Raw genomic sequence first — 21,384 nt, forward strand, 5'->3', positions numbered from 1 at the left:
GTGGCGCGCCACGAGGAGCAGTTGCCCTCGTTCAGTCGAGGGCGCCGGCTTGTCGGCCGACATTGCTCAGGAAAAGCCGGATTTCGTCGGCGAGCCAGTCGCGCACCGCGCGGACCTTCGGGTGATCCTGATTGCCCGGACGATAGACCAGATCGTAGCCACGTTCGGCTTTGAGCGTCAGCTTGGGGAAGGGCGCGACGAGGCGCCCGGCCGCAAGGTCTTCCGCGACGAGCATGCTGCGCCCGAGCGCCACGCCTTCGCCGCGTAGTGCGGCTTCGATCGCGAGGCTGCCATGGCTGTAGGCCGGACCGCGGCTGCGGAGCTGTGCCAGGCCTGCCAGCGCAAACCACTGCTCCCAGTTCGCCAGCATGCGATCCTCATGCAGCAAGGTGCCTCGCGCCAGCTCTGCCGGCGAGGCTCCGGCGCCGATCTTGCTCGCGTAAGCAGGACTGCACACCGGCGTGACCATCTCGTCGAGGATGCGTTCCGCCACCGCGTTCGGATACTGCCCGGCGCCGTAGCGCACGGCGGCGTCGATGCGCCCGTCGGAGAGATCGACATTGATGTCGGTCACGTCGAGATGGACGTCATAATCCGGGAGGCGGACCATCAGCCGGTGCAGGCGCGGCGCCAGCCATTTGCTGGCTAGCGACACGCTCGTGCTCAGAGTCAGGTGCGTCCCCGTGTTCAGGCTGCGCAGGCGTTCGGCCTCCCGCGTCAGCTCCGCGAGGCTGCGGGCGACGATGGCGAGAAACGTGGCACCCGCCTCGGTCAGCACGATCCGCCGGGTCAGGCGCTCGAACAGGGGAACGCCCAGATGCGCTTCGAGCGTCTTGACGTGACGGCTCACCGCTCCGTGGGTGAGGTTCAGCTCCTGCGCCGCCAGGGTCATGCTCGACAGCCGCCCGGCCGCTTCGAAAGCGCGGAGCGTCTGCAGCGGCGGAAGGCGGGCGAACAACGATACCATGCGTGAGTGTTGCTCACTCATGACGTGACGACAAATGATTTGTCGCGCGAGGTCGGAAGACCTAGAGCCTGCGCTCACGCGACGCTTCCGCAGCGTGGCCCGGACGCATGAAGACCGCCCCATGAGCCAAACGGCGCTGGCCACCCGCTACAGCCCCTCCGTCGGCAGCTTCGCGGCGATGCTGCTGCTTGCGCTGATGTGGGGCGTCTCGATCCCGATCACCAAGCTCGGCCTGCTCACGCTGCCGCCGCTGACACTGACCGCTTTGCGCTTCGGGATCGCCCTGCCGCTGCTGTTCCTGCTCGTCATTGGCAAGCAGCGCCTGCCGCGCCGGGCGTTGCCTCGCGTCGCCGCTCTCGGCGTGCTCGGCATCGGCATCGGACAGGTGGCGCAGACCTTCGGCGTCGTCGGCACCTCGGCCTCGGTCGCGACGATCATCTCCGCGACCATCCCGATCTTCGTCGTCGTCTTTGCCGCAGCGCGCCTGCGGCAATCGGTGTCCGGCCTGCAGGCGCTGGGGCTGCTGGCGGCCTTCGCCGGGATCGCCTTGGTCGCGTCCGGGCGCGGCGACGCGGCTGTCGCGACATCGCAGACCACGCTCACCGGCGCGGCGCTGGTGCTGCTTTCGGCGCTGACGATCGCCTTCTACTATGTCTGGAGCGTCGAGCTGACCGAGCAGTACGGCACCGCCACCGTCGCCGCCTGGAGCACCGTCTTCGGCTTCTTGGCGCTGCTGCCTTGGGCTGCTTGGGAGATGTGGCATGTGCCGTTCCAGCTGACGAGCACGGGCCTCGCGACGGCGGTCTATCTCGGCATCGTCGTGACGGTTGCCGGCCTGTTCCTATGGCTGCATCTGCTGCGCACGGTGCCGGCGCGCATTGCCGCCGGCATCCAGTACCTGCAACCGGTCGTCGGCGTTGCCACGGCGGCCGTCATGTTCGGCGACGAGCTCGGACTGTTCTTCGTGCTCGGCGTGCTGCTGGTGCTCGGGGGGCTTGCGCTCACCGTGACCGAGCGGCGCAAGGCGGCGGCTTAGCTCGGCCGCGTCAGCTCTCGAAATAGGCGGTGTTGCGCCCGCCGATCATGATGTCCCAGGAATAGAGCGTCTCGCCCTCCGCACCCTGTCCGACGCGGTTGCCGAAATGGCGCCCTTGCGCCTCGCCGAGCAGGATGAACATCGGGTCGCGGGCAAGATGCGGATCGCCTTGGAAATACATCTGGGCGATGAGGCGCGCCGAGCCGCCGCGGATCGAGACATGGACATGGGCCGGGCGCCAGCGGTCGATGTCCGGTCGTGCCAGATAGGAGCCCGGCATGATGGTGCGGAAGCGATAGCGGCCAGTTTCGTCGGTCATGGTCCGGCCGAAACCGAGAAAGTTAGGGTCGAGCCGCTCGCGCACCGGGTCCTTCACACGGGTGTAGCGCCCCCATTTATTGGCGTTCCAGATCTCGACCAAGGTATTGCGGACAGGGCGGCTGAACTCGTCGAGGCACGCTCGACCTCAACACCATGTTCTCAGGGACCGCCGTGGTGATCAACACGCCGCGCAACGTCACCGAGATGGCGCGGCGTATCTATGCGGCCGGAGTCCTGCCCGAGCTGGAGCTGTTCGATGGTGGCGACCTCCAGCTCGCCAAGGCGTTGCAGGCGGATGGCGTGCTGCGCAATCCGCTATTGATCCAAATCGTGCTCGGGGTGCGCTACGGCGCGATCCCGAACCCGCAGACGCTGGTCTATTTCGCCTCGCAATTGCCGCCGGACTGTATCTGGGCGGCCTTCGGCATCGGCCGGCACGAGTTCCCGCTGCTGGCGCAGGCCTTCCTGCTCGGCGGCCATATCCGCGTCGGGCTCGAGGACAATGTATATATCCGCAAGGGCGTGCTGGCGCGGGACAATGCCGAGCTGGTCGAGAAGGCCGGCACGATCATCGGCACGCGCGAGCCGACATTCATGTTGCTGAGGAAGCCCGAGCGGGTCTGCACGCAGCTGAGATCGAGCACGTCGCGCTCGTCGCGGATCGCCAGATGCGCCGAGACCAGGGTCTCATCGCGCAGCGCCTCCAGTTCGGGGCGGGCGATCTCGATGATGTCCTTCGAGGCCAGGAAGGCGAAGCCGATATTGAGAACGCGCGGGCCGAGCGCGAACTGCTTCGACTGCTCCTCCTCGAGGAAGCCCATGTGCCGGAGCGTATAGATCAGGCGGAAGACCGAGGAGCGCGTCAGGCCGAGCTCCGAGGCGATCTCGGTGATGCTCAGCGGCCGGCGCGCAGCCGCGACGATTTCGAGGACACGCAGGCCGCGATGCAGACCGGGCACGAAATAGACCGCGTGGTTCTTGTGCTGCGTTTCCGCACCGCCGCGTCGTCCATGCGTTGCCTATCCGCCTCAGGGGTCACCGTTCCATTTGCATGTCAAACAGTTGGGCGCTGCGGTCATGTGCGGGCGAGGCATGCAAGGGCGTATGCTGCCGCCATCAGGCCGGTAGCACCTTGCCGGGGTTCATGATGTTGTCGGGATCGAGGCTTGCCTTCAGAGTGCGCATCACCTCGACGGCGGCATCGCCATGCTCCTTGCGCAGGAACTTGGCCTTGCCGTAGCCGACACCGTGCTCGCCGGTGCAGGTCCCGCCGAGCTCGATGGCGCGGTTGACCAGGAGCCCGTTCAGCCGCTCGGCCTCGCGGATCTCCTCGGGCGAATCCATCCTGATCAGGAAGCCCATGTGGAAATTGCCGTCGCCGACATGGCCGAGCGCCGTCACCGGGAAAGGCGCGTCCTTGGCATGCTCCTTGATTTCGGTGATGCAGGCGGCGAGCTGGGAGATCGGCACGCAGGTGTCGGTGCCCCAGCTGCTGGCGCCGGGACGCAAGGCGAGCAGCGCGTAATGCATGTTGTGCCTTGCCTGCCAGAGCTTGTTGCGCTCCTCGGCGCTGGTCGCGAAGCGCCAGCCCTCGCCGCCATGGCCTTCGGCGATCATCTGCACCATTTCGGCCTGCGAGACGACGGCTGCTTCCGTGCCGTGGAATTCGAGGAAGAGCGCGACCGTCTCGGGATAGCTCAGATTGTTATGGCGGTTGATGGCGCGCATGCAGGTCTCGTCGAGCAGTTCGACGCGGGCGACCTGGATGCCGCACTGGATCGTCTCGATGGCGCAATTGACGGCGCTGGCGATGTCCGGGAAGGAGCAGACCGCGACCGAGCTCGCCTCGGGGATGCCGTAGAGCCGCAAGGTGATCTCGGTGATGACGCCGAGCGTGCCCTCCGAACCGACGAAGAGGCGGGTGAGGTCGTAGCCGGCCGAGGATTTGCGGGCGCGCCCGCCGGTCTTCAGGATGGTGCCGTCGGCGAGTACGACGGTGAGCGCCAGGACATTATCCTTCATCGTGCCGTAGCGCACGGCATTGGTGCCGGAGGCGCGCGTCGCGGCCATGCCGCCGAGCGTGGCGTCGGCGCCGGGATCGACCGGGAAGAACAGGCCGGTGTCGCGCAGGTGCTCGTTGAGTTGCTTGCGGGTGACGCCGGCCTCGACCGTGCAGTCGAGATCCTCGGCATTGACCGCGGTGATCGCGTTCATGCGCGAGAGGTCGATGCAGACGCCGCCATGCACCGCGACGACATGGCCTTCGAGCGAGGTGCCGGCGCCGAACGGAATGACCGGCACCTTCGCCTGATGGCAGAGCTTGACGATGCTGCTCACCTCGTCGGTGGTCAGCGGATAGCAGACGACGTCGGGTGCCTTGGTCGGGTGATAGGATTCGCCATGGCCGTGATGCTCGCGCTCGCTGTCCGAGGTCGAGCAGCGCGGGCCGAGGAGCTCGCGCAGGGACGCTGTCAGGCCGTCGAGGGCGGGGTGCCGAGAGATGCCGGGCGTGGTGGCGGGGGCGTTCATCGGGTCTTCGATCCTCGTGCACGTCATCGGCGCGGCTCTGGTGCAATCTCGGCCAGCCCAGCGTTTTCGGCCAGCGCCGATGCAGCATGAGCGCTCTGCACCGGCATGGGAAGTGCGGGGTCAGGCCGAATGGTCGCGCCTGGCGACGGCAAGCAGGTACTGGCCGTAGCTGCTCTTCGACAGCGCCTCACCGAGCGCGCGCAATTGCTCGCGATCGATCCAGCCGTTTTCGAAGGCGATCTCCTCCGGGCAGGCGATGCGGAAGCCCTGGCGGCGCTCCAGCGTGCGCACGAATTCCGAGGCTTCGATCAGGGATTCGGGCGTGCCGGTATCGAGCCAGGCATAGCCGCGGCCGAGCCGCTCGACGTTGAGGGCGCCGCGTTCGAGATAGGCACGGTTGATGTCGGTGATCTCGAGCTCGCCGCGGGCCGAGGGCTTCAGCTTGCGGGCGATCTCGACCACCTGCTCGTCATAGAAATAGAGCCCGGTCACCGCCCAATGCGAGCGCGGCAGCTTGGGCTTCTCCTCGATCGAGAGGGCCTTGCCGGAGGTGTCGAACGAGACGACGCCATAGCGTTCGGGATCGCTGACGCGGTAGGCGAAGACGGTGGCGCCCTGGTCACGGGCGGCGGCGCGGTGCAGCACGCCGGTGAGGCCGTCGCCATAATAGAGATTGTCGCCGAGGATCAGGGCGGAGCGGCCGCCGGCGACGAAATCGGCACCGATATGATAGGCCTGCGCCAGGCCTTCCGGCTTCGGTTGGATCGCATAGGAGAGCTTGAGGCCCCAGCGTTCGCCGCTGCCGAACAGCGCCTCGAAGCGAGGCGCGTCCTCCGGCGTCGAGATGATCAGGATCTCGCGGATGCCGGCGAGCATCAGCGTCGAGAGCGGATAGTAGATCATCGGCTTGTCGTAGACGGGCAGAAGCTGCTTCGACGTCACCATGGTCATCGGGTGAAGCCGCGTGCCGCTGCCGCCGGCGAGGACGATCCCCTTCATGATGGCTCCTTCAGCTTCGCGATGGCGCGAGCAATGTGGCGACGCAGCTTTGCACGGAACCCTGCCAGGGCGGCAGGCACAGGCCATGGCGTGCCGCGAGCAGGCTGCAATCGAGCCTGGAATTGCTCGGCCGGCGCGCGGGGGTAGGGTAGTCGATCGTGGCGATGCGCCTGACTCTGGCGCTCGGGCCGCCAAGTGCCGCAGAGGCTGCGAACACAGTCTCTGCCAGATCGGCCCAGCTTGCCTCGCCTGTGCCGGCGGCATGGAAGACGCCGCGGAGCGTCGCATCTTTGGGGCGGGCGACCAGCGTCTTAGCCATCGCGATGATCGTCTCGGCAAGATCGAGTGCGCTGGTCGGCGAGCCCAGCTGGTCGGAGACCACGCCAATCTCGTCTCTGGTTTCTGCGAGGCGCAGCATCGTCTTCACGAAGTTGGCGCCGTAGGGGCTGTAGACCCATGCCGTGCGCAGGATCGTCCAGTCCGCACCGGACGCCATGACCGCTTCCTCGCCGGCGAGCTTGGAGCGGCCATAGGCCGAGAGCGGAGCGGTGGCGTCGCTTTCGCGCCAGGGATGCGGCGCCATGCCGTCGAAGACGTAGTCGGTCGAGATCTGGATCAGCGGCACGCCAAGGGCCACAGCCGCCACGGCCACGGCACCGGCGCCAGCGCCGTTGATCCGCAGGGCGAGCTCCGGTTCGGTTTCGGCCCTGTCGACGGCGGTATAGGCGGCGGCGTTGACGATGCAGTCGGGCTGCGCGTTGGTGAGCGCCTGCCGAACGCCGTCCGGCTGCGCTAGGTCGAGCTCGGGCCGGCCGACCGGGATCACGGTCACACCTGCCGCCTGCGCGCGAGCGAGAAGGGATTGGACGACCTGCCCGGTTCGTCCGGTCACGGCTATGCGCATCGGGCCTTCGCCATCGGAAGCATGGCGGTCGGTCTAGAGCATGCGCCTTGTGCGCTCAACCCGCGGCCTCGAAGCGGCGAGCCTCCTCGCAGAGCCAGGCGACCAGCGTGTCGAGGGCCGGGCTGCGCTCGCTCTGCGAATTGACGGTCAGCCAGCAGCCGGTCGCGCTGTCGAAATCGAGGCCGAGCGGATTGACCAGCGCGCCGGACGCCAGTTCCTCGGCGACATAGCAGCGTGGCGCGAGCGCGACGCCGAGCCCGGCGACGGCGGCGCGGATGATCACGGAATAATAGCCGTAGCGCACGGTGTGGGCCGGCACCGCGCCGCGCAGGCCGTGCGCCTCGGTGAACTCGGCCCAGAAGGTCGGCATCTGGAAATGCTGCAGCAGCGTCATCTTCTGGATGTCGGCTGCGCGGGCAAAGCCGCCCAGGCGTTCGAGCGCCGCAGGGGCTGCAACCAGTGCGACCCGCCGGCCGAAGAGATAATGCGACTCGCGATCCGGCCAGGGGCCGAAGCCGTGGACGATCTCGAGGTCGGCCTCCTCGATCTCGTTCTCGCTGACAAAATTGGTGAACTGGACGTCGATCTCGGGATGGGCCTGGGCGAATTCGGGGAAGCGCTCCATCAGCCAGCGCTCGCCGGCGATGGCGATCATGTGCAGCCGGATCGGCCGGCCGATCGCGGCACGCTCGGCGAGGCGGCGGGCGCCGCGCTCCATCTGCTCGATCGCAGCCTCGGCATAAGGGCGATAGATCGTGCCGGCCTCGGTCGGCTTCAGCCCGGCGTGACTGCGCTCGAACAGCTCCGTACCGAGATGGTCTTCCAGTGCCTGGATCTGCTTGGAAACGGCGCTCTGGGTCAGATGCACCTCGCCGGCCGCCTTCGCCGTCGAGCCGAGGCGGGCGACAGCGAGAAAGACCCGGAGCGCCGTGGTCGACGGCGGGAGGTTGCGACCGGCCAAATAGATATTCCTTCAGCGACTACCCTGGAGGAGATCGTTTCGTTTGCCGGTTGCGCGGTCAAGAGGGCAGTGTTTCAGTCAAGGGGAGACGAACATCATGAACCAGACCACGCGCCTGTGGGGCGGCCGTTTCCGAAAGTCGCCGGATCCGCGCATGATGAAGCTGTCGAGCGCGGCCGGTGCCCATGCCCGTCTCGCCCCGCAGGACATCGCCGGCGGCAAGGCCCATGCGGCCGAACTCGAACGTGCCGGACTGCTCAGCCAGGACGAGGCCAGGACCATCGTGGCAGCGCTCGAGGCGATTGCCGCCGATCTCGCCGCCGGGGCGCTCGCGCCGGACGAGAGCGACGAGGACGTCCATACCTTCATCGAGCGCGTGCTGATCGCCCGCATCGGCGCGACCGGGGCCAAGCTCAGGGCCGGGCGCTCGCGCAACGACCAGGCCGCCAACAACCTGAAGCTCTATCTGCGCGCCGAGGCGCGCTCGATCGGCGCAATGCTGGCCGAACTGCTCGATGCCATCGCCGGCCAGGCCGAGCGGCATGCGGCCTCGGTCTGCCCCGGCTTCACCCATCTGCAGAGCGCCCAGCCCGTGACTTTCGGCCACTGGCTGATGGCGCATGGCCAGGCTCTGTCGCGCGACGCCTCCCGCCTGCAGGACTGGGAGAAGCGCTCCTCGCTCTCGCCGCTGGGTGCCGCCGCGCTGGCGGGATCGGCGATCGCCCTGACGCCCGAACTCAGCGCCAGGGCGCTCGGCTATGACGGCCCCTGTGAGAATTCGGTCGATGCCGTCGGCGCGCGCGACCATGTCGCGGAATTCCTGTTCGTCGCGGCGATGCTGGCGACCAACCTGTCGCGGCTGGCGGAAGAGGTCACGCTCTGGACCTCGCGCCAGTTCGGCTGGGTCGTGCTCGACGACGCCTTCGCGACCGGATCCTCGATCATGCCGCAGAAGAAGAACCCGGATATCGCCGAGATCTCGCGCGGCCGGGCGGCGCGCCTCACCGGCGATCTCGTCGCCATGCTGGGCGCGCTGAAGGGCCTGCCGCTCGCCTATAACCGCGACCTCGCCGAGGACAAGCGTGCCGCCTTCGATGCGGTCGACGTGCTCGGCGAGGTGCTGCCGGCGTTCGCCGGGCTGATCGAGACGATGGAGGCACGCACCGACGCAATGCGGGCGCAGGCCGGTGCCGGTTTTGCGCTCGCAACCGAAGTCGCCGATCATCTCGCCCGCAAGGGCGTGCCCTTCGCCGAGGCGCATGAGATCAGCGGCGCGCTGGTGCGCTATTGCGAGGAGATGGGCCGCGAGCTCGAAGGGCTGGAGCCGGTGGAACTGCGTGCGATCGACCCACGCCTCGACGAGAGCGTTCTCGCGGTGCTGACGCTCGATGCGGCGGTGGCGGCGCGCAGCGGCCATGGCGGGACAGCGCCGGCGCGGGTCGCCGAGCAGATCGGCCGCTTCCGCGGCTGGCTCACCGGCTTCTCGCAGTGGACGAGGGAGCGCGCGGCATGAGCAGTGCAACCCAGACCATGCCGGATCGCGGCCTCGCCGAGCTCGCCGGCCTGACCATCGTGCCCAAGCGCTTCTACGGGCGCTGGGTCGCCGCGGCGGCGATCCTGTTCGTGCTCGCCTGGATCGTGAAAGCTTTCGCGCAGGGGCAGATCGCCTGGCCGGTGGTGGCGCAGTTCTTCACCGCGCCGGCCATCCTCGCCGGTCTCGTCAACACGCTGATCATGACCGTCTGCGCCATGGGGCTCGGCATCGTGCTCGGCGTGGTCTTCGCGATCATGTACATGTCGCCGAACCCGGTGCTGCGCGGCGTCGCGCTGTTCTATATCTGGTTCTTCCGCGGCACGCCGCTGCTGCTGCAATTGCTGCTCTGGTTCAACCTGGCCCTGGTTTTCCCGACGATCGGCATTCCCGGCGTCGTCGAGTGGCGCACCATCGACATCATCGGGCCGTTCATGGCGACGCTGCTCGGCCTCGGCATGAACCAGGGCGCCTATACCGCCGAAGTGGTCCGCTCCGGCATCCTCTCGGTCGATCTCGGCCAGACCGAAGCCGCCAAGGCGATCGGCATGACCCGGCTGACGACCTTGCGCCGGATCGTGCTGCCGCAGGCGATGCGGGTGATCATCCCGCCGGTCGGCAACGAGGTGATCAGCATGGTCAAGCTGACCTCGGTCGCCAGCGTGATCCAGTTCTCCGAGATCCTGCGCAATGCGCAGAACGTCTACTATGCCAATGCTCGCGTCATCGAACTCCTGATCGTCGCGGCCGGCTGGTACCTGCTCGTCGTTACGCTCCTGCAGATCGGTCAGTTCTTCCTCGAACGCGCCTTCTCCAAGGGCCGGGGCGAGCGCCGCGCAAAGCCGCAGGTCGCCGAGGAGGCCGCCGCGTGAACGCCCTGTCTCCGATCGTCGTCGCCGCCAGCGTCACCAAGCAGTTCGGCCCGCTGAAGGCGCTGAACAATGTCTCGCTCTCGGTCTTGCCGGGCGCCGTGCAATGCATCATCGGCCCGTCCGGCTCGGGCAAGTCGACGCTGCTGCGCTGCATCAACCAGCTCGAGAAGATCGACGCCGGCGCGATCACCGTCGCCGGCGAGCTGATCGGCTATCGCCGCGTTGGCAACGAACTGCACGAACTCAGCGATGCCGAGATCGCGCGCCAGCGCCTCAAGACCGGCATGGTCTTCCAGCGCTTCAACCTGTTCAACCACATGACGGTGCTGCAGAACATCATCGAGGGGCCGCTCACGGTGCTGAAGCGGCCGCGGCGCGAGATCGTCGCCGAGGGCATGGCGCTGCTCGAGCGCGTCGGCCTTTCCGAGAAGCGCGATTCCTATCCGATCGAGCTTTCGGGCGGCCAGCAGCAGCGCATCGCCATCGCCCGCGCGCTGGCGATGAAGCCGCAGGTGATGCTGTTCGACGAGCCGACTTCGGCGCTCGACCCGGAGCTCGTCGGCGAAGTGCTGAACGTGATGCGCGACCTCGCCGCCTCCGGCATGACCATGATCGTCGTGACCCACGAACTCGGATTCGCCCGCGAGGTCGCGAGCGACGTCGTCTTCATGGACAAGGGCGAGATCGTCGAGCAGGGGCCGCCGCGGCAGGTGCTGGTTTCGCCTCAGCAGCCCCGCACCCGCGACTTCATCGCCGCCGTCCTCAAGTGAGCCAAAACCCAGTGAATCCAAGCAAAGACAAGAGGGAGACCACCATGCTTCGCCTTTCGCTCGCCGCCGCGCTGCTCGCCGGCACCGCGCTCGCCGCTCAGGCCCAGGCCCTGCCGGACCGGATCAAGACCGCCGGCAAGATCGTCATCGCGACCCAGCCGAACTATGCGCCGATCGTCTACAAGGACCCGGCGACCAACCAGATGGCCGGCTTCGACTATGAGCTCGGCGAAGCCATCGCCAAGGAGCTCGGCGTCAAGGCCGAATGGCAGGACACTGCCTTCGCCCAGATGCTGCCCTCGCTGACGACCGGCCGCGTCGACATGGTGATGGCCGGGATGAGCGACCTGCCGGCGCGGCGCGAGACGGTCGACTTCGTCGACTATATGGTCTCGGGCGCGCAGTTCTACACCGTTACTGCCTTCAAGGATTCGGTGAAGAGCGTCGAGGACCTCTGCGGCAAGAGCGTCGGTGCCAGCCGCTCGACCAATTGGCCCAAGCAGATCGGCGAGTGGAGCGATGCCAACTGCGTCGCCAAGGGCAAGCCGGCGATCACCGTGGTCGGCACCGAGGGGTCGGTCGACGCTCGCACCCAGCTCAAGACGCAGCGCCTGCAGGGCGGCGTCCAGGGCAGCGAGACGATGACGCATTTCCAGAAGCTAGAGCCCAACACCTATATCCCGCTCGGCGAGCCCTTCACCCGTTCGTTGACCGGCATCCCGTTCCCGAAGACGGCCGAGGGCGGCCAGCTGCGCGACGCGGTCAAGGGTGCGCTCGAGCGGCTGCAGGCGAACGGCACCTATGACGCGCTGATCGCCAAGTATGTTCAGCCGAGCAACGCGCTGAAGCCGATCTCGGTCAACAAGGGCGAGTGATCGCTTGACCCTGCCGGTCTCGGCGGCTTCGCTGCCGTCGAGACCGGCGGTTTTCTCGCCGGCATGCCCCGCGAGGAAAGCGTGCTGACCTTCCGCCAGATCGAGGTGTTCAAGGCGGTGATGGCGGCCGGCAGCCTCGCCGGCGCCGCGCGCGAATTGCGCATCGCGCAGCCGACGGTGACGCGGATGATCCTGCGCATGGAGGATCAGCTCGGCGCCAGGCTGTTCAACCGGGTCCGCGGCCGTTTGACGCCGACCCAGGAAGCGGCACGTTTCCTCGCCGAGATCGACCGCGCCTACGAGCAGATGCGCTCGGCGGTGGAGCGGGCGGCGCAGGCGGCGCTGCCGGAGCACTCAGTGTTCCGCTGCGGTGCTTCGCCCAGCATCGGCCGCGGCCTCGTTCCTGCGGCGCTGGCGCGGCTGGTCGAGCGCATGCCCGCCGTCTCCCTGCAGCTCGACATCCTGACCGTCAGCCAGGTGCTGCCCTATCTGCTCGACGGTGCTGCCGATGCTGCGGTGACGCTGTTTCCGGTGCTGCACCATGAGGTGGTCAGCACGCCGGTCGGCAATGGCCGGCCGATGCTGCTGGTGCCGGCCGGCATGGACATACCCTCTGCCGAAACAAGTCTCGCAGGCCTGGTCGATCGCGCCTGGATCGTTTTCCAGCTGCGCTCCGTCCATGGCGACATGGCAGCTGGCATCCTGTCCGATCACGGCTTGCGGCCGGCCCGAACGCATCTTGTGCGCTTCGCCGAGACGGCGGTCGCGTTGGTCGAGGCTGGGGTCGGCGTCTGCATCGTCGACGAGTTCTCGGCGCGCGCCGCCGACATGTCTCGCTTGCGATGTCTGCCTGTGCCGACGACCCGGCGTTACGAAGCCTATCTGCACCGGCCGCTCGCCGCGCGTGGCGAGGTGACCGAACGGTTCGAGCAGTGTCTGAAGGATGAGCTGTGCGTAAGATCTATGCCTTAAAGCTATAGCTGCTGCATGCAACGTCGCTTGAATCGGCGAGCCGGCTCCGTTTGAGTGCGCGCAGAAAAATCAGGGAGGATTGCAGCATGCAGACGCGTCAACCGGCCGTGAGCCGTCGCTTTGTCCTGTCCGGCATGGCGGCGACGCTGGCCTGCCCGGCACTGGCTCAATCCTATCCGGGCAAGCCCGTGAGCCTGATCGTCACCTTCGCGGCCGGTGGCGGCGTCGACGTCACGGCGCGGCTGATCGCCGAGTCTCTCAGCAGCATCCTCGGCCAGCGCGTCATCATCGACAATCGCGGCGGCGGCGCGACGATGACCGGCACGCAGGCCGTGACCAAGGCCGACCCCGATGGCTACATGCTGCTCGCAGCCCCGACGACAATGGTGATCAACCCGGCGCTGCGGGCGAGCATGCCGTTCGACTGGCGCAACGATCTCGTTCCAGTCGGGCTGATGGCCAAGCTGCCTTTCGTCGTGGTGACCCGGCCGAACTCGCCCGTGAACACGATGAAGGATCTGGAGGCGCTGGCGAAGCAGCGGCCCGAGCCCATCCTGTTCGCTTCGGGCGGCACCGGCACCGTCGCCCACCTCGCCGGCGAGCTCTTCGCCATGCGCACCGGCAGCAAGATGCAGCATGTGCCCTATCGTGGCGAAGGCCCTTCGCTCGCCGATGTCGCGGGCGGCTCGCTCGACGTCACCTTCGCGACGCTGGCTGCGGTCGCAGGGCAGGTCGAGGGCGGTTCGCTGAAGGCGCTCGCCGTCACCACCAGCGAGCGCGCCGGCCTGCTGCCGAAGGTGCCGACCGTCGCCGAGCAGGGCTATGCCGATTTCGACGTCTCCGCCTGGGTCGGCCTGATGGCGCCGAAGGGAACGCCGCCGGCGGTGATCGAAAAGCTGCGCGCCGCATTGGCGACGGCGCTGGGCGACGCCGAGCTCAGGCGCAAGCTCGAGGCCAGCGGCTCGATCCCCGCGGCCGTTGGCTTCGACTTCGACGGCTTCCTCAAGCGCGAGAGCGAAATCTGGAGCAAGGTCGTCAAGGAAGCCGGGGTCAAGGTCGACTAGACGGGTTGCTGCAATGCTCGCCATCCGCAAGGCCGCGCCTGAACCGGGGCTGATCTGTCATGAAGTCGAGGCGCCCGCTCTCTTGGGCGACGACGAGATGCTGATCCGCATCGAGGCTGCCGGTATCTGCGGCACCGATCTGCACATCGCCGATTGGACAGCGGGTTATGAGGCGATGACGAGCGCCATGCCCGTCACGCTCGGTCATGAATTCGCCGGCACGGTCGAGCGCGGCCCGTCAGAATGGATTGGCCAGCGCGTGGTGGTCAGGCCCTCGGTGACCTGCGGACACTGCGAAGGCTGTCGGCAGCGCGGCGAGGATGGCTGCACGGCGCGGAGCGGTATCGGCATCCGGCGCAATGGCGGTTTCGCCAGCCTGGCGAGCGTGCCATCGCGCAACTGCGTGGCCGTGCCCGAAGGGCTGGACGCAGAACTCGCGGCTCTGACAGAACCGATGACGGTTGCGGCCCAGGCCGTGTCGCGTGCTGGTACAGTCGAGGGCAAGCGCGTGCTCGTGCTCGGCCCCGGACCGATCGGGCTCGGCGTCGCACTCTTCGCCGAGCGGGCGGGAGCCGCGGCTTTGACGATAGCCGGACGCGACGACGCGGCGAGGCTGGCTTGCGCCCGCGCGCTTGGTTTCGGCGATACCAGGGATGCGCTCGCCGATGATGAGCCGCTGGCTCCCTTCGGCTATGACGTGATCTTCGAGGCGACCGGCGTGCCGGAGGTCGCGAGTGCGGCGCAGCGCCTCCTCGCGACCGGCGGCGTGCTTGTGATCTGCGGCATCCATGCCCGGCCGGCCAGCTTCGACCTGACTGCGATGGTGCGGCTGGAGCAGGGCGTCATCGGCTCCTATCGTGCGCCGGTGGCGCGCTGGAGCGAGGTGGTCGCGGCGATAGCGGATGAACCCGAGCGCTTTCGCAGGCTGATCAGTCACCGCTTGCCGCTGGAGGACGCACTGGACGGCTTTGCATTGATGCGCAACCGCACCGCGATCAAGGTGATGCTGCAGCCATGAAAAGCAGCGCCTTCCTCGTCTTCGCCAATGATGTCGACCCGGCCCAGCGCGAGGCCTATGAACGCTGGCATGGCGGCCATCATGTTCCGCAGCGCTTCACGGTCCCGGGCATCCTGCGCGCCACGCGCTATCAGGCTGTTGGCGGCGGATCGCCCGACTATCTCACCGTCTATGATCTCGCCGACATCGCGGTACTGAATTCGCCGGAGTATCGTCGGCTCGCCGAGCACCCGGACGCGGTCACGCTGGCGATGCGCCCTTTCTTGCGCTACCCGTTGCGGCTCGCCTGCCATGCCATGGTCGGCGCCGATTGTCCGCATGGCGGCAGTCTCGTCATGCTGCGGATGGCTGATGCCAGCGCTGGGCGCGTGGCTGCATGGCTGGAGGCGGAGAAGCCCCCAACGATCAGGCTCGGCAGAACCGCGCCCGATGCCGGCGGGCATCCGATCATGGGGCAGGCCGCGATGTCGGAGGAGGCTGTCGCGCTCGTCTTTGCCGATACATCCGAGATGGCGCAGACCATGGCTGAGCGGATGCGGGATGCAATCCGGTCGGAGTCTCTGTCGGCCTCCCGCTCGGGTCTGCTCTACGAGCGGATCGAAAGCTTTCCCTGATGCAGCCGGCTAGTTCAAGCTGCGCGACGGCGGCGTTTGCGTTATACAGTTTGTATAACGCCGCTCAAGGAGCACGCCATGAACAAGCCCGAAAAGCCCGCGGGCGAGCAGGCCATGGTCCTGCAGGTCCGCAAGATCGGAAATTCTGTCGGCATCATCCTGCCCAAGGAGCTGCTGGCGCGATTGAAGCTGGCCGAAGGCGACAAGCTGACGGTGGTCGAGCAGCCGGAGGGCGCCTTCAAGCTAACTCCCCGTGACGATCTGCACGAGCGCACCATGGCGATCGCCCGCAAGGCGATGAAGCAATACGCCAATGCGCTGCGCGAGCTAGCGAAATGACCGAGCCGTTCTGGCTCACAGCTGACGTCGTAGCCGATATCCACTCCGAGCAGTTGGCACTCTTCGGCGGCCCCGACGGCGTTCGTGATCGGGGCTTGCTGGAATCCGCTCTGGCGCGGCCTATCAACCGCTTTGCCTATGGCGAGACCGACATGGCGGCGCTGGCCGCAGCCTATGCATTCGGCATCGCCAAGAACCATCCCTTGATCGACGGCAACAAGCGTGTCTCGCTGCTGGCGCTGATTATCTTCCTTCGGCTGAACGGGATCGAGTTCGCGCCGAGCGAGGCCGATGCCGCCGCCATCATCCTCGCACTCGCCGCCGGCGAGGTCGAGGAGGAGGGGCTGACGCGTTGGATCCGCGATAACTGGCCGAAGGACGCACCCCCATGAAAACCCCGATCTGGATCGAGGCCGCGATCAACGGGCCGTGGGGCAAGGAGCGCCAGCCCGGCATTCCGATCGCGATCCCCGACATCGTCGCCGACGGGATCACCGCGGTCGAGGCCGGCGCCGCGATCGTCCACCTGCATGTCTACGATCTCGAGACCGGCCGCCAGCGCGACGACTGGGAGCTCTATGCGCAGGCGATCGAAGGGATCAGGGCCAAGGTCGATGCGATCGTCTACCCGACGATCCCGATCCTCGGCTCCGGTTACGCCGGCGACATGATCGGCTCGGGCCGCTACACGCATCTGGAGGAACTGGCCAAGCGCGGCCTGGTCGAATGGGGCGTGCTCGATCCAGGCTCGTGCAACTGGACGACCTTCGCCGGCATCCCGGGCGGCGAGGCCGGCTTCATCTACCAGAACCCCGGCGAGCATATCCGCGAGGGGATGGCGGTCGCGCAGGCGCACAGGATCCATCCGAGCTATGCGATCTACGAGCCCGGCTTCACCCGCCTGGGCGCGGCGCTGGCCAAGGCCTACCCCGGCATGCCGACGCCGATCTACCGGCTGATGTTCTCGGACGCCTTCGCCTGGGGCTTCCCGCCGAAGCCTTATGCGCTGGACGCCCATCTTGCCCTGCTGGCGGAGTGTGCGCCGCAGGCCCCGGTGATGATCGCCGGGCTCGGCGTCGACCTCAGCGAGATCGTCGCGCCCGCAGTCGCACGCGGCGTCCATGTCCGCGCCGGGCTGGAGGATGCGCCCTTCGGCGAGACGCGCAGCAATGCAGAGCTGATCGCCGACATGGTCCGCAAGATCGAGGCGGCGGGAGGGCGCCCGGCGAGCGTGGCGGAGGTTCGGACGGATCTGCACACGAGGCGCGTCGCATAGCGCGCCGATGATGCTGGCGAACCTGCCCGCGCAAAGCGCCCGCGGGTGCGCAAGCTATGAGAAGCGTGTCGTCCTGCCGGGCCAGCGCTTCGAGCCCAGCGACAATGCCACGCAGGGCCGTTCGACGAGCCAATAGAAGCCCAACGACAGTGTCAGCACGAGCGCCAGACCGACGATCGCGCAAAGCAGAACCAGCGCCAGGAACGGCAGGTGTCTGTAGTGGTCGATGACGATCGGCATGGTGATCTGCAGAACCTGCAGGTGAACCAGATAGATCGAGAAGGACGCGGTGCCGATTCTTGCCAGTGCCCGGTTGCTCATGGCGCGTCGGAAACCGGACTGCCCGGTCAGGCAGGCGAGCATTATCGCGGCGATAGCGGCGAGTTGCGCAGGGAGTTGCCACCATATCGGGCCGCACGGGGTGCCGAGGAGGATGAGCGCCAGGAGCCCCAGCGATCCGACGGGCCATTTCATCGCCGGGGCGAGATCCACTGCCCGGCCGCGACTGCTCGCCGTGAATTCCGCCATCAGCGCGCCGACGGCGAAATAGGGCAGAAAAGCGAGGAGCGAGTACCGGATGCCTCGCGAGCCATATGTCTCCGCGAGGATGGCGACGAGCACCGTCGTCGTCAGGAACAGCAGGCTCGTCACCACCCTGCCGTTTCGCCCGGAGGCTCTGCGATACCATCGCCACAGGACCGGCCCGATGATCAGGAATTGGAAGTGGACCTCCAAAAACCATCCGGGTGGGAAAAGACGCGGAAACGAATCAAAAGCCAGGTCATGAACGTACAAGGCGCTCGTCACGAAGCTCAGAAATAATGATTCCGGCGCTCCATAAAATTGATATGAACCAGCAGGTCTGTATCCCGTGATTGAAATCACTGTAAAAGTTGCGAATAGAACGATAAAATAGGGCGGCCATAGCCGCGTAAGCCTATTTTTCAGAAGATTAAAGTCATCGATTTTCGAATGATTTTTTGCCTCTTTCTCGATATATAAGATCAATGTGAAGCCAGTTATGCAGAACAGCAACCTGCAGCCGGAAAACGGCGTTGCCAGAATGCCGAGTAGCGATGTCTCGATCACGTTGAGTGCTTCGCGACCGTAGAAGCGTTCGACGCGCTGCAGCAAATGGCCGATGACGACGATCAGGATCGCGACGCCGCGCAGTCCGGTGAGTTCCGGCAGATGCGTGCGGGTGAGGTCCGACGCCCGTCCCAGGAAGCCTGGCACGGCATCGACCGCATAATAGCCGGCGATCCGGTTCGAGCGCATTCATCCTCGAGCGAAAGCGGAGCAAGGAACGCATCGGCACACACCGGATCGCCAAGCGTCCCATCGAACGCGAGGTCGTGACCCGTTCCCTCGTCGAGGCATCGGGACTGTCGGGAAGGTGGAGGCCACTTTCCGGTCCGATGCTTTCGCGACAGCCTGAACACCCTGGCATGCGCCGCCTATGACGATCCCGCGAGCGGTATCGCCTGTCGCCAGCCTCTCCGATCGATCGCCGCCCCATTCACGTGTCCGCGGTGGGAGCGCCTGAATTCTGCCAGGCCTCTCTGGCCATGGCGATCACAGCAATAATTGTACCACTTTGGAACGCCGGGGCCCTTAGAGAGAGGGCGTTCGAAAAAGGCGACGATTCCGCACGATTGCGGCCCGGAAAGCGGCTGGCGGCGCGTCGCTGCAGTCATGGCCGCATTGGCACCGGCCGCCGCAGCCCCTACATGCTGCCTGTCACGACGTCAGTGAGTGCCTAATGTCCGAACGCGACAGCGAAGCGAATCGATTCTCTGCCCGCGCGGCGCGCTATGCCCGTGTCGGCGCCAATGTCGGCGGGGTGGCGGCGCGGATCGCCGGCACCAAGCTGTTCGGGCTGGAGGGCCGCAATGCCACCAATGCCGAGGCGCTGGCCAAGGCGCTGGGCGGGCTGAAGGGTCCGCTGATGAAGGTGGCGCAGCTCGTCGCCACCATCCCCGACGTGGTGCCGCCGGAATACGCCGCCGAATTGCAGAAGCTTCAATCGGAGGCGCCGCCGATGGGTGCCGCCTTCGTCAAGCGCCGCATGCAGGCCGAGCTCGGCGCGAGCTGGCGCGAGCGCTTCGCCGAGTTCGATCTCAAGCCGGCTGCGGCGGCCTCGCTCGGGCAGGTGCACCGGGCGGTGTCGCTCGAAGGCAGCCCGCTCGCCTGCAAGCTGCAATATCCCGACATGGAATCGGCCGTCGAAGCCGATATCTCGCAGCTCGAAATCCTGTTCGGGCTGCACAGGCGCATGGGCGCCGTCATCGACACCAGCGAGATCGCAAAGGAGATCAGCGCCCGCGTCCGCGAGGAGCTCGACTATCGCCGCGAGGCCAAGCATGTCGCGCTCTATCAGCGCATGCTCGCGGCGACGCCGGAGGTGCGCGTGCCGGATGTCGTGCCAGAATTGTCGACGCGCCGGCTCCTGACCATGGGCTGGCTCGATGGCGACAAGATCCTCAACCACAAGCAGGCGAGCCAGCAGGTCCGCGACCGGATCTCGACCGCGATGTTCCGGGCCTGGTGGCGCCCGTTCAGCCATCACGGCGTGATCCATGGGGACCCGCATCTCGGGAATTACACAGTGTTCTCCGAGGACGACACGCCGGCAGGCATCAATCTGCTCGACTATGGCTGCATCCGCATTTTCCCGCCGAGCTTCGTTGGCGGCGTGGTCGACCTCTATCGCGGCCTGCTCACAGGAGAAGAGGCCCGCGTCGTCCATGCCTATGAGGTCTGGGGCTTCAAGGGGCTCAACAAGGAGCTGATCGACACCCTCAACATCTGGGCGAAGTTCATCTACGGCCCGCTGCTGGAGGATCGCACGCGCCGCATCGCCGAGGGCGTCAGCCCGGCTGAATACGGCCGCAAGCAGGCGTTCCAGGTCCATTCGGCACTGAAGGCGCGGGGGCCGGTGACGGTGCCGCGCGAATTCGTCTTCATGGACCGCGCTGCGATCGGCCTTGGCGGTGTCTTCCTGCATCTCGATGCCGAGCTCAACTTCCACCGGCTGTTCGAGGAGGAGATCGAGGCTTTCAGCGTGGAGCGGGTGGCGAGCGAGCAGGGCGCGGCGCTGGCTGCGGCCGGGCTCGCCAGCTCCTGATCGCCGGAATCGGCAATTCTACCCCAGTCCGGCACAATCCCTCGCCGGAGGGCATGATGCCGGATGCGATCAAGGACGAGGCACGGCGGCGCGACTATGGCCTGTTCGTGCGGCCCGGTGCGCGCGGGCTCGCGCTCAAGCTGGCGGATGAAGGCGTCGCGCTGACCGACGAACGCTTGTTCTGGGCGAATGGCGGCGGCGAGGAGACGCGGCCGCTTTCCGATATCAGCGGCGTGCATCTCACGGTCGCCCACATCACCCGGCATGGCGATTTCGGCTCCTGCGAAATCCGCTTCGAAGGATCGGCTCCGCTGCAAGTGGTCGCCAGCAGCGCCTTCGGCTTTCCCGATGAGCAGCGCAGCCCGGTCTACGCCGCGTTCATCCGCGATCTGCATGCCTCGCTGGCACAGAGGCCCGCCGGCACGGTGCGTTTCTCGGCGGGGGTTAGCGAGGGGCGCTTGAGGGTCATGCAGGTGCTGCTGATCATCGCCGGGCTGCTTTTCGTGGCGCTGCCGCTGGTGCTGCTCCTGCTCTCAGGCGAACTCGGCATGCTGGCTGCAGCACTGGCCGGCGGCATTCTTGTTGCAGGTCTCTATGGCTGGACGGAGAAGAATCGGCCACGCGGCTATGATCCGCGCCGTGTTCCGCCGGAACTGCTGCCATAAGTCGCGCCACCTTGTTGGCGCTCCGAACCGCTGCAACCAGCAACGCTGCGCGTTTTCAGGTGGCTTTGTACTGCGGCGTCCGGAAAATGGCTGTCGGCGTTCCGGCACTCCCGTTGCCGACCCTTTTCAGGTGCGCTACAGGGCGTCAGGACAAGGTTTGAAATCGGGATTTCCTTCATGGCCGACCACGGACACGCCTCCGACATTCCGCAGATGGACTATCCGGAGCATGAGCGCACCTATGTGGGCTTCGTGCATTTCGCCGAGGTCGGTACGGTCGCCTGCCTCGCCATCGTCGCGGCGCTCGCGGTCGGCGGCACCAAGCACGCCTGGGGCACGGCCATCATCGGCACGCTGCTGACCCTGGTCGGCACCGGCATCGGCATCGCCGCCCCGTCGATCGGCTGGCGCGCCACGCTGGTTCCCTTCGTCCTCATGCTGCTGGCGCTGCTGCTCTACTGAGCGGCTGAGGCCTGGCACTGACGGAATCGTCAAGGCGCCGGCGCAGTTGAGCCGGCGCATCCGTCATCGGAACGTCGTAAAG

At 66.8% G+C, this 21,384-nt stretch carries 22 protein-coding genes and 2 pseudogenes; 16 read left to right on the forward strand and 8 right to left on the reverse strand.

Translation table 11 applies throughout. The features are described 5' to 3' along the window. Positions 1–31: 31 nt before the first annotated feature. The gene (gcvA, locus tag V7S63_RS08445; RefSeq protein ID WP_336529901.1) at positions 32–1,045 is read right to left on the reverse strand and encodes a transcriptional regulator GcvA; all 1,014 of its coding nucleotides are present in this window, start codon (positions 1,043–1,045) and stop codon (positions 32–34) included. Positions 1,046–1,088: 43 nt separating this feature from the next. On the opposite strand from gcvA, the gene V7S63_RS08450 reads away from it, so the two are divergent. Next, on the forward strand, positions 1,089–2,003 hold the full coding sequence (locus V7S63_RS08450; protein WP_336529902.1) for a DMT family transporter: 915 nt from the start codon (positions 1,089–1,091) through the stop codon (positions 2,001–2,003). Positions 2,004–2,013: 10 nt separating this feature from the next. On the opposite strand, the pseudogene V7S63_RS08455 reads toward V7S63_RS08450, so the two are convergent. Beyond that, positions 2,014–2,445, reverse strand: a pseudogene (locus V7S63_RS08455) (dioxygenase family protein); the annotation flags it as partial. Positions 2,446–2,477: 32 nt separating this feature from the next. On the opposite strand from V7S63_RS08455, the gene V7S63_RS08460 reads away from it, so the two are divergent. Next, the gene (locus tag V7S63_RS08460; RefSeq protein ID WP_336529903.1) at positions 2,478–3,161 is read left to right on the forward strand and encodes a beta-keto acid cleavage family enzyme; all 684 of its coding nucleotides are present in this window, start codon (positions 2,478–2,480) and stop codon (positions 3,159–3,161) included. A gap of 26 nt (positions 3,162–3,187) precedes the next feature. On the opposite strand, the pseudogene V7S63_RS28740 reads toward V7S63_RS08460, so the two are convergent. The 5 genes and pseudogenes from V7S63_RS28740 to V7S63_RS08480 all read right to left on the reverse strand — a co-directional run. Further along, positions 3,188–3,283 (reverse strand): annotated as a pseudogene (locus tag V7S63_RS28740) (helix-turn-helix domain-containing protein); the annotation flags it as partial. A gap of 157 nt (positions 3,284–3,440) precedes the next feature. Continuing rightward, the gene (locus V7S63_RS08465; RefSeq protein WP_336529904.1) at positions 3,441–4,853 is read right to left on the reverse strand and encodes an FAD-binding oxidoreductase; all 1,413 of its coding nucleotides are present in this window, start codon (positions 4,851–4,853) and stop codon (positions 3,441–3,443) included. Positions 4,854–4,973: 120 nt separating this feature from the next. Continuing rightward, positions 4,974–5,852: a glucose-1-phosphate thymidylyltransferase RfbA gene (gene rfbA, locus V7S63_RS08470; protein ID WP_336529905.1), complete on the reverse strand. Its 879-nt coding sequence runs from the start codon at positions 5,850–5,852 to the stop codon at positions 4,974–4,976. Positions 5,853–5,862: 10 nt separating this feature from the next. Further along, entirely contained in the window at positions 5,863–6,756 is an 894-nt protein-coding gene (gene rfbD / locus V7S63_RS08475) for a dTDP-4-dehydrorhamnose reductase (RefSeq protein WP_336529906.1), read from the reverse strand. Between the two features lie 55 nt (positions 6,757–6,811). After that, positions 6,812–7,717 (reverse strand): LysR family transcriptional regulator, encoded by a 906-nt coding sequence (locus V7S63_RS08480; protein ID WP_336529907.1) that lies wholly within the window; start codon positions 7,715–7,717, stop codon positions 6,812–6,814. Positions 7,718–7,814: 97 nt separating this feature from the next. Here V7S63_RS08480 and argH point away from each other — a divergent pair, with 97 nt between their 5' ends. The 11 genes from argH (at position 7,815) to V7S63_RS08535 (ending at position 17,048) form a co-directional block, all read left to right on the forward strand. Further along, positions 7,815–9,230 (forward strand): argininosuccinate lyase, encoded by a 1,416-nt coding sequence (gene argH / locus V7S63_RS08485; protein WP_336529908.1) that lies wholly within the window; start codon positions 7,815–7,817, stop codon positions 9,228–9,230. Continuing rightward, on the forward strand, positions 9,227–10,120 hold the full coding sequence (locus V7S63_RS08490; protein WP_091838735.1) for an amino acid ABC transporter permease: 894 nt from the start codon (positions 9,227–9,229) through the stop codon (positions 10,118–10,120). The genes argH and V7S63_RS08490 overlap by 4 nt, the downstream gene beginning before the upstream one ends. 5 nt (positions 10,121–10,125) lie before the next feature. Continuing rightward, positions 10,126–10,890: an amino acid ABC transporter ATP-binding protein gene (locus tag V7S63_RS08495; RefSeq protein ID WP_091839411.1), complete on the forward strand. Its 765-nt coding sequence runs from the start codon at positions 10,126–10,128 to the stop codon at positions 10,888–10,890. A gap of 44 nt (positions 10,891–10,934) precedes the next feature. After that, positions 10,935–11,765 (forward strand): ABC transporter substrate-binding protein, encoded by an 831-nt coding sequence (locus V7S63_RS08500; RefSeq protein ID WP_100959464.1) that lies wholly within the window; start codon positions 10,935–10,937, stop codon positions 11,763–11,765. 81 nt (positions 11,766–11,846) lie between these two features. Next, entirely contained in the window at positions 11,847–12,737 is an 891-nt protein-coding gene (locus V7S63_RS08505; protein ID WP_336529909.1) for a LysR family transcriptional regulator, read from the forward strand. An 86-nt stretch (positions 12,738–12,823) separates the two neighbouring features. Continuing rightward, positions 12,824–13,801, forward strand: coding sequence for a Bug family tripartite tricarboxylate transporter substrate binding protein (locus V7S63_RS08510; RefSeq protein ID WP_091838745.1), 978 nt, complete (start codon positions 12,824–12,826; stop codon positions 13,799–13,801). Positions 13,802–13,814: 13 nt separating this feature from the next. Further along, positions 13,815–14,819 (forward strand): zinc-dependent alcohol dehydrogenase, encoded by a 1,005-nt coding sequence (locus V7S63_RS08515; protein WP_336529910.1) that lies wholly within the window; start codon positions 13,815–13,817, stop codon positions 14,817–14,819. Continuing rightward, a complete protein-coding gene (locus V7S63_RS08520; RefSeq protein WP_336529911.1) occupies positions 14,816–15,433 on the forward strand; it encodes a hypothetical protein in 618 nt (205 codons plus the stop codon). The genes V7S63_RS08515 and V7S63_RS08520 overlap by 4 nt, the downstream gene beginning before the upstream one ends. A gap of 78 nt (positions 15,434–15,511) precedes the next feature. After that, entirely contained in the window at positions 15,512–15,772 is a 261-nt protein-coding gene (locus V7S63_RS08525) for an AbrB/MazE/SpoVT family DNA-binding domain-containing protein (RefSeq protein WP_442896439.1), read from the forward strand. Then, a complete protein-coding gene (locus tag V7S63_RS08530) occupies positions 15,769–16,164 on the forward strand; it encodes a type II toxin-antitoxin system death-on-curing family toxin (RefSeq protein WP_336529912.1) in 396 nt (131 codons plus the stop codon). Before V7S63_RS08525 ends, V7S63_RS08530 begins: the two co-directional genes overlap by 4 nt. Beyond that, complete coding sequence (locus V7S63_RS08535; protein WP_336529913.1) at positions 16,161–17,048, forward strand: beta-keto acid cleavage family enzyme; 888 nt, start codon at positions 16,161–16,163, stop codon at positions 17,046–17,048. Before V7S63_RS08530 ends, V7S63_RS08535 begins: the two co-directional genes overlap by 4 nt. Positions 17,049–17,102: 54 nt before the next feature. On the opposite strand, the gene V7S63_RS08540 is transcribed toward V7S63_RS08535, so the two are convergent. After that, positions 17,103–18,326: an acyltransferase family protein gene (locus V7S63_RS08540; protein WP_336529914.1), complete on the reverse strand. Its 1,224-nt coding sequence runs from the start codon at positions 18,324–18,326 to the stop codon at positions 17,103–17,105. A 484-nt stretch (positions 18,327–18,810) separates the two neighbouring features. On the opposite strand from V7S63_RS08540, the gene V7S63_RS08545 reads away from it, so the two are divergent. From V7S63_RS08545 to V7S63_RS08555, 3 genes are all read left to right on the forward strand, one after another. Beyond that, a complete protein-coding gene (locus V7S63_RS08545) occupies positions 18,811–20,175 on the forward strand; it encodes an ABC1 kinase family protein (RefSeq protein ID WP_336529915.1) in 1,365 nt (454 codons plus the stop codon). 56 nt (positions 20,176–20,231) lie between these two features. Beyond that, complete coding sequence (locus tag V7S63_RS08550; protein ID WP_336529916.1) at positions 20,232–20,840, forward strand: hypothetical protein; 609 nt, start codon at positions 20,232–20,234, stop codon at positions 20,838–20,840. A 177-nt stretch (positions 20,841–21,017) separates the two neighbouring features. Next, positions 21,018–21,302 (forward strand): aa3-type cytochrome c oxidase subunit IV, encoded by a 285-nt coding sequence (locus tag V7S63_RS08555; protein ID WP_091838771.1) that lies wholly within the window; start codon positions 21,018–21,020, stop codon positions 21,300–21,302. Positions 21,303–21,384 lie beyond the last annotated feature (82 nt).

Origin of the sequence: Allobosea sp. CCNWLY174 (assembly GCF_037120455.1) — a bacterium.
Classification (GTDB): domain Bacteria; phylum Pseudomonadota; class Alphaproteobacteria; order Rhizobiales; family Beijerinckiaceae; genus Allobosea; species Allobosea lupini.

Coding starts and splice junctions, on each gene's coding strand:
- V7S63_RS08450 (WP_336529902.1), top strand. CDS start 1,089: ATGAGCCAAACGGCGCTGGCCACCCGCTACAGCCCCTCCGTCGGCAGC.
- V7S63_RS08460 (WP_336529903.1), top strand. CDS start 2,478: ATGTTCTCAGGGACCGCCGTGGTGATCAACACGCCGCGCAACGTCACC.
- V7S63_RS08465 (WP_336529904.1), bottom strand. CDS start 4,853: ATGAACGCCCCCGCCACCACGCCCGGCATCTCTCGGCACCCCGCCCTC.
- rfbA (WP_336529905.1), bottom strand. CDS start 5,852: ATGAAGGGGATCGTCCTCGCCGGCGGCAGCGGCACGCGGCTTCACCCG.
- rfbD (WP_336529906.1), bottom strand. CDS start 6,756: ATGCGCATAGCCGTGACCGGACGAACCGGGCAGGTCGTCCAATCCCTT.
- argH (WP_336529908.1), top strand. CDS start 7,815: ATGAACCAGACCACGCGCCTGTGGGGCGGCCGTTTCCGAAAGTCGCCG.
- V7S63_RS08490 (WP_091838735.1), top strand. CDS start 9,227: ATGAGCAGTGCAACCCAGACCATGCCGGATCGCGGCCTCGCCGAGCTC.
- V7S63_RS08500 (WP_100959464.1), top strand. CDS start 10,935: ATGCTTCGCCTTTCGCTCGCCGCCGCGCTGCTCGCCGGCACCGCGCTC.
- V7S63_RS08510 (WP_091838745.1), top strand. CDS start 12,824: ATGCAGACGCGTCAACCGGCCGTGAGCCGTCGCTTTGTCCTGTCCGGC.
- V7S63_RS08515 (WP_336529910.1), top strand. CDS start 13,815: ATGCTCGCCATCCGCAAGGCCGCGCCTGAACCGGGGCTGATCTGTCAT.
- V7S63_RS08520 (WP_336529911.1), top strand. CDS start 14,816: ATGAAAAGCAGCGCCTTCCTCGTCTTCGCCAATGATGTCGACCCGGCC.
- V7S63_RS08525 (WP_442896439.1), top strand. CDS start 15,512: ATGAACAAGCCCGAAAAGCCCGCGGGCGAGCAGGCCATGGTCCTGCAG.
- V7S63_RS08530 (WP_336529912.1), top strand. CDS start 15,769: ATGACCGAGCCGTTCTGGCTCACAGCTGACGTCGTAGCCGATATCCAC.
- V7S63_RS08535 (WP_336529913.1), top strand. CDS start 16,161: ATGAAAACCCCGATCTGGATCGAGGCCGCGATCAACGGGCCGTGGGGC.
- V7S63_RS08540 (WP_336529914.1), bottom strand. CDS start 18,326: ATGCGCTCGAACCGGATCGCCGGCTATTATGCGGTCGATGCCGTGCCA.
- V7S63_RS08545 (WP_336529915.1), top strand. CDS start 18,811: ATGTCCGAACGCGACAGCGAAGCGAATCGATTCTCTGCCCGCGCGGCG.
- V7S63_RS08550 (WP_336529916.1), top strand. CDS start 20,232: ATGCCGGATGCGATCAAGGACGAGGCACGGCGGCGCGACTATGGCCTG.
- V7S63_RS08555 (WP_091838771.1), top strand. CDS start 21,018: ATGGCCGACCACGGACACGCCTCCGACATTCCGCAGATGGACTATCCG.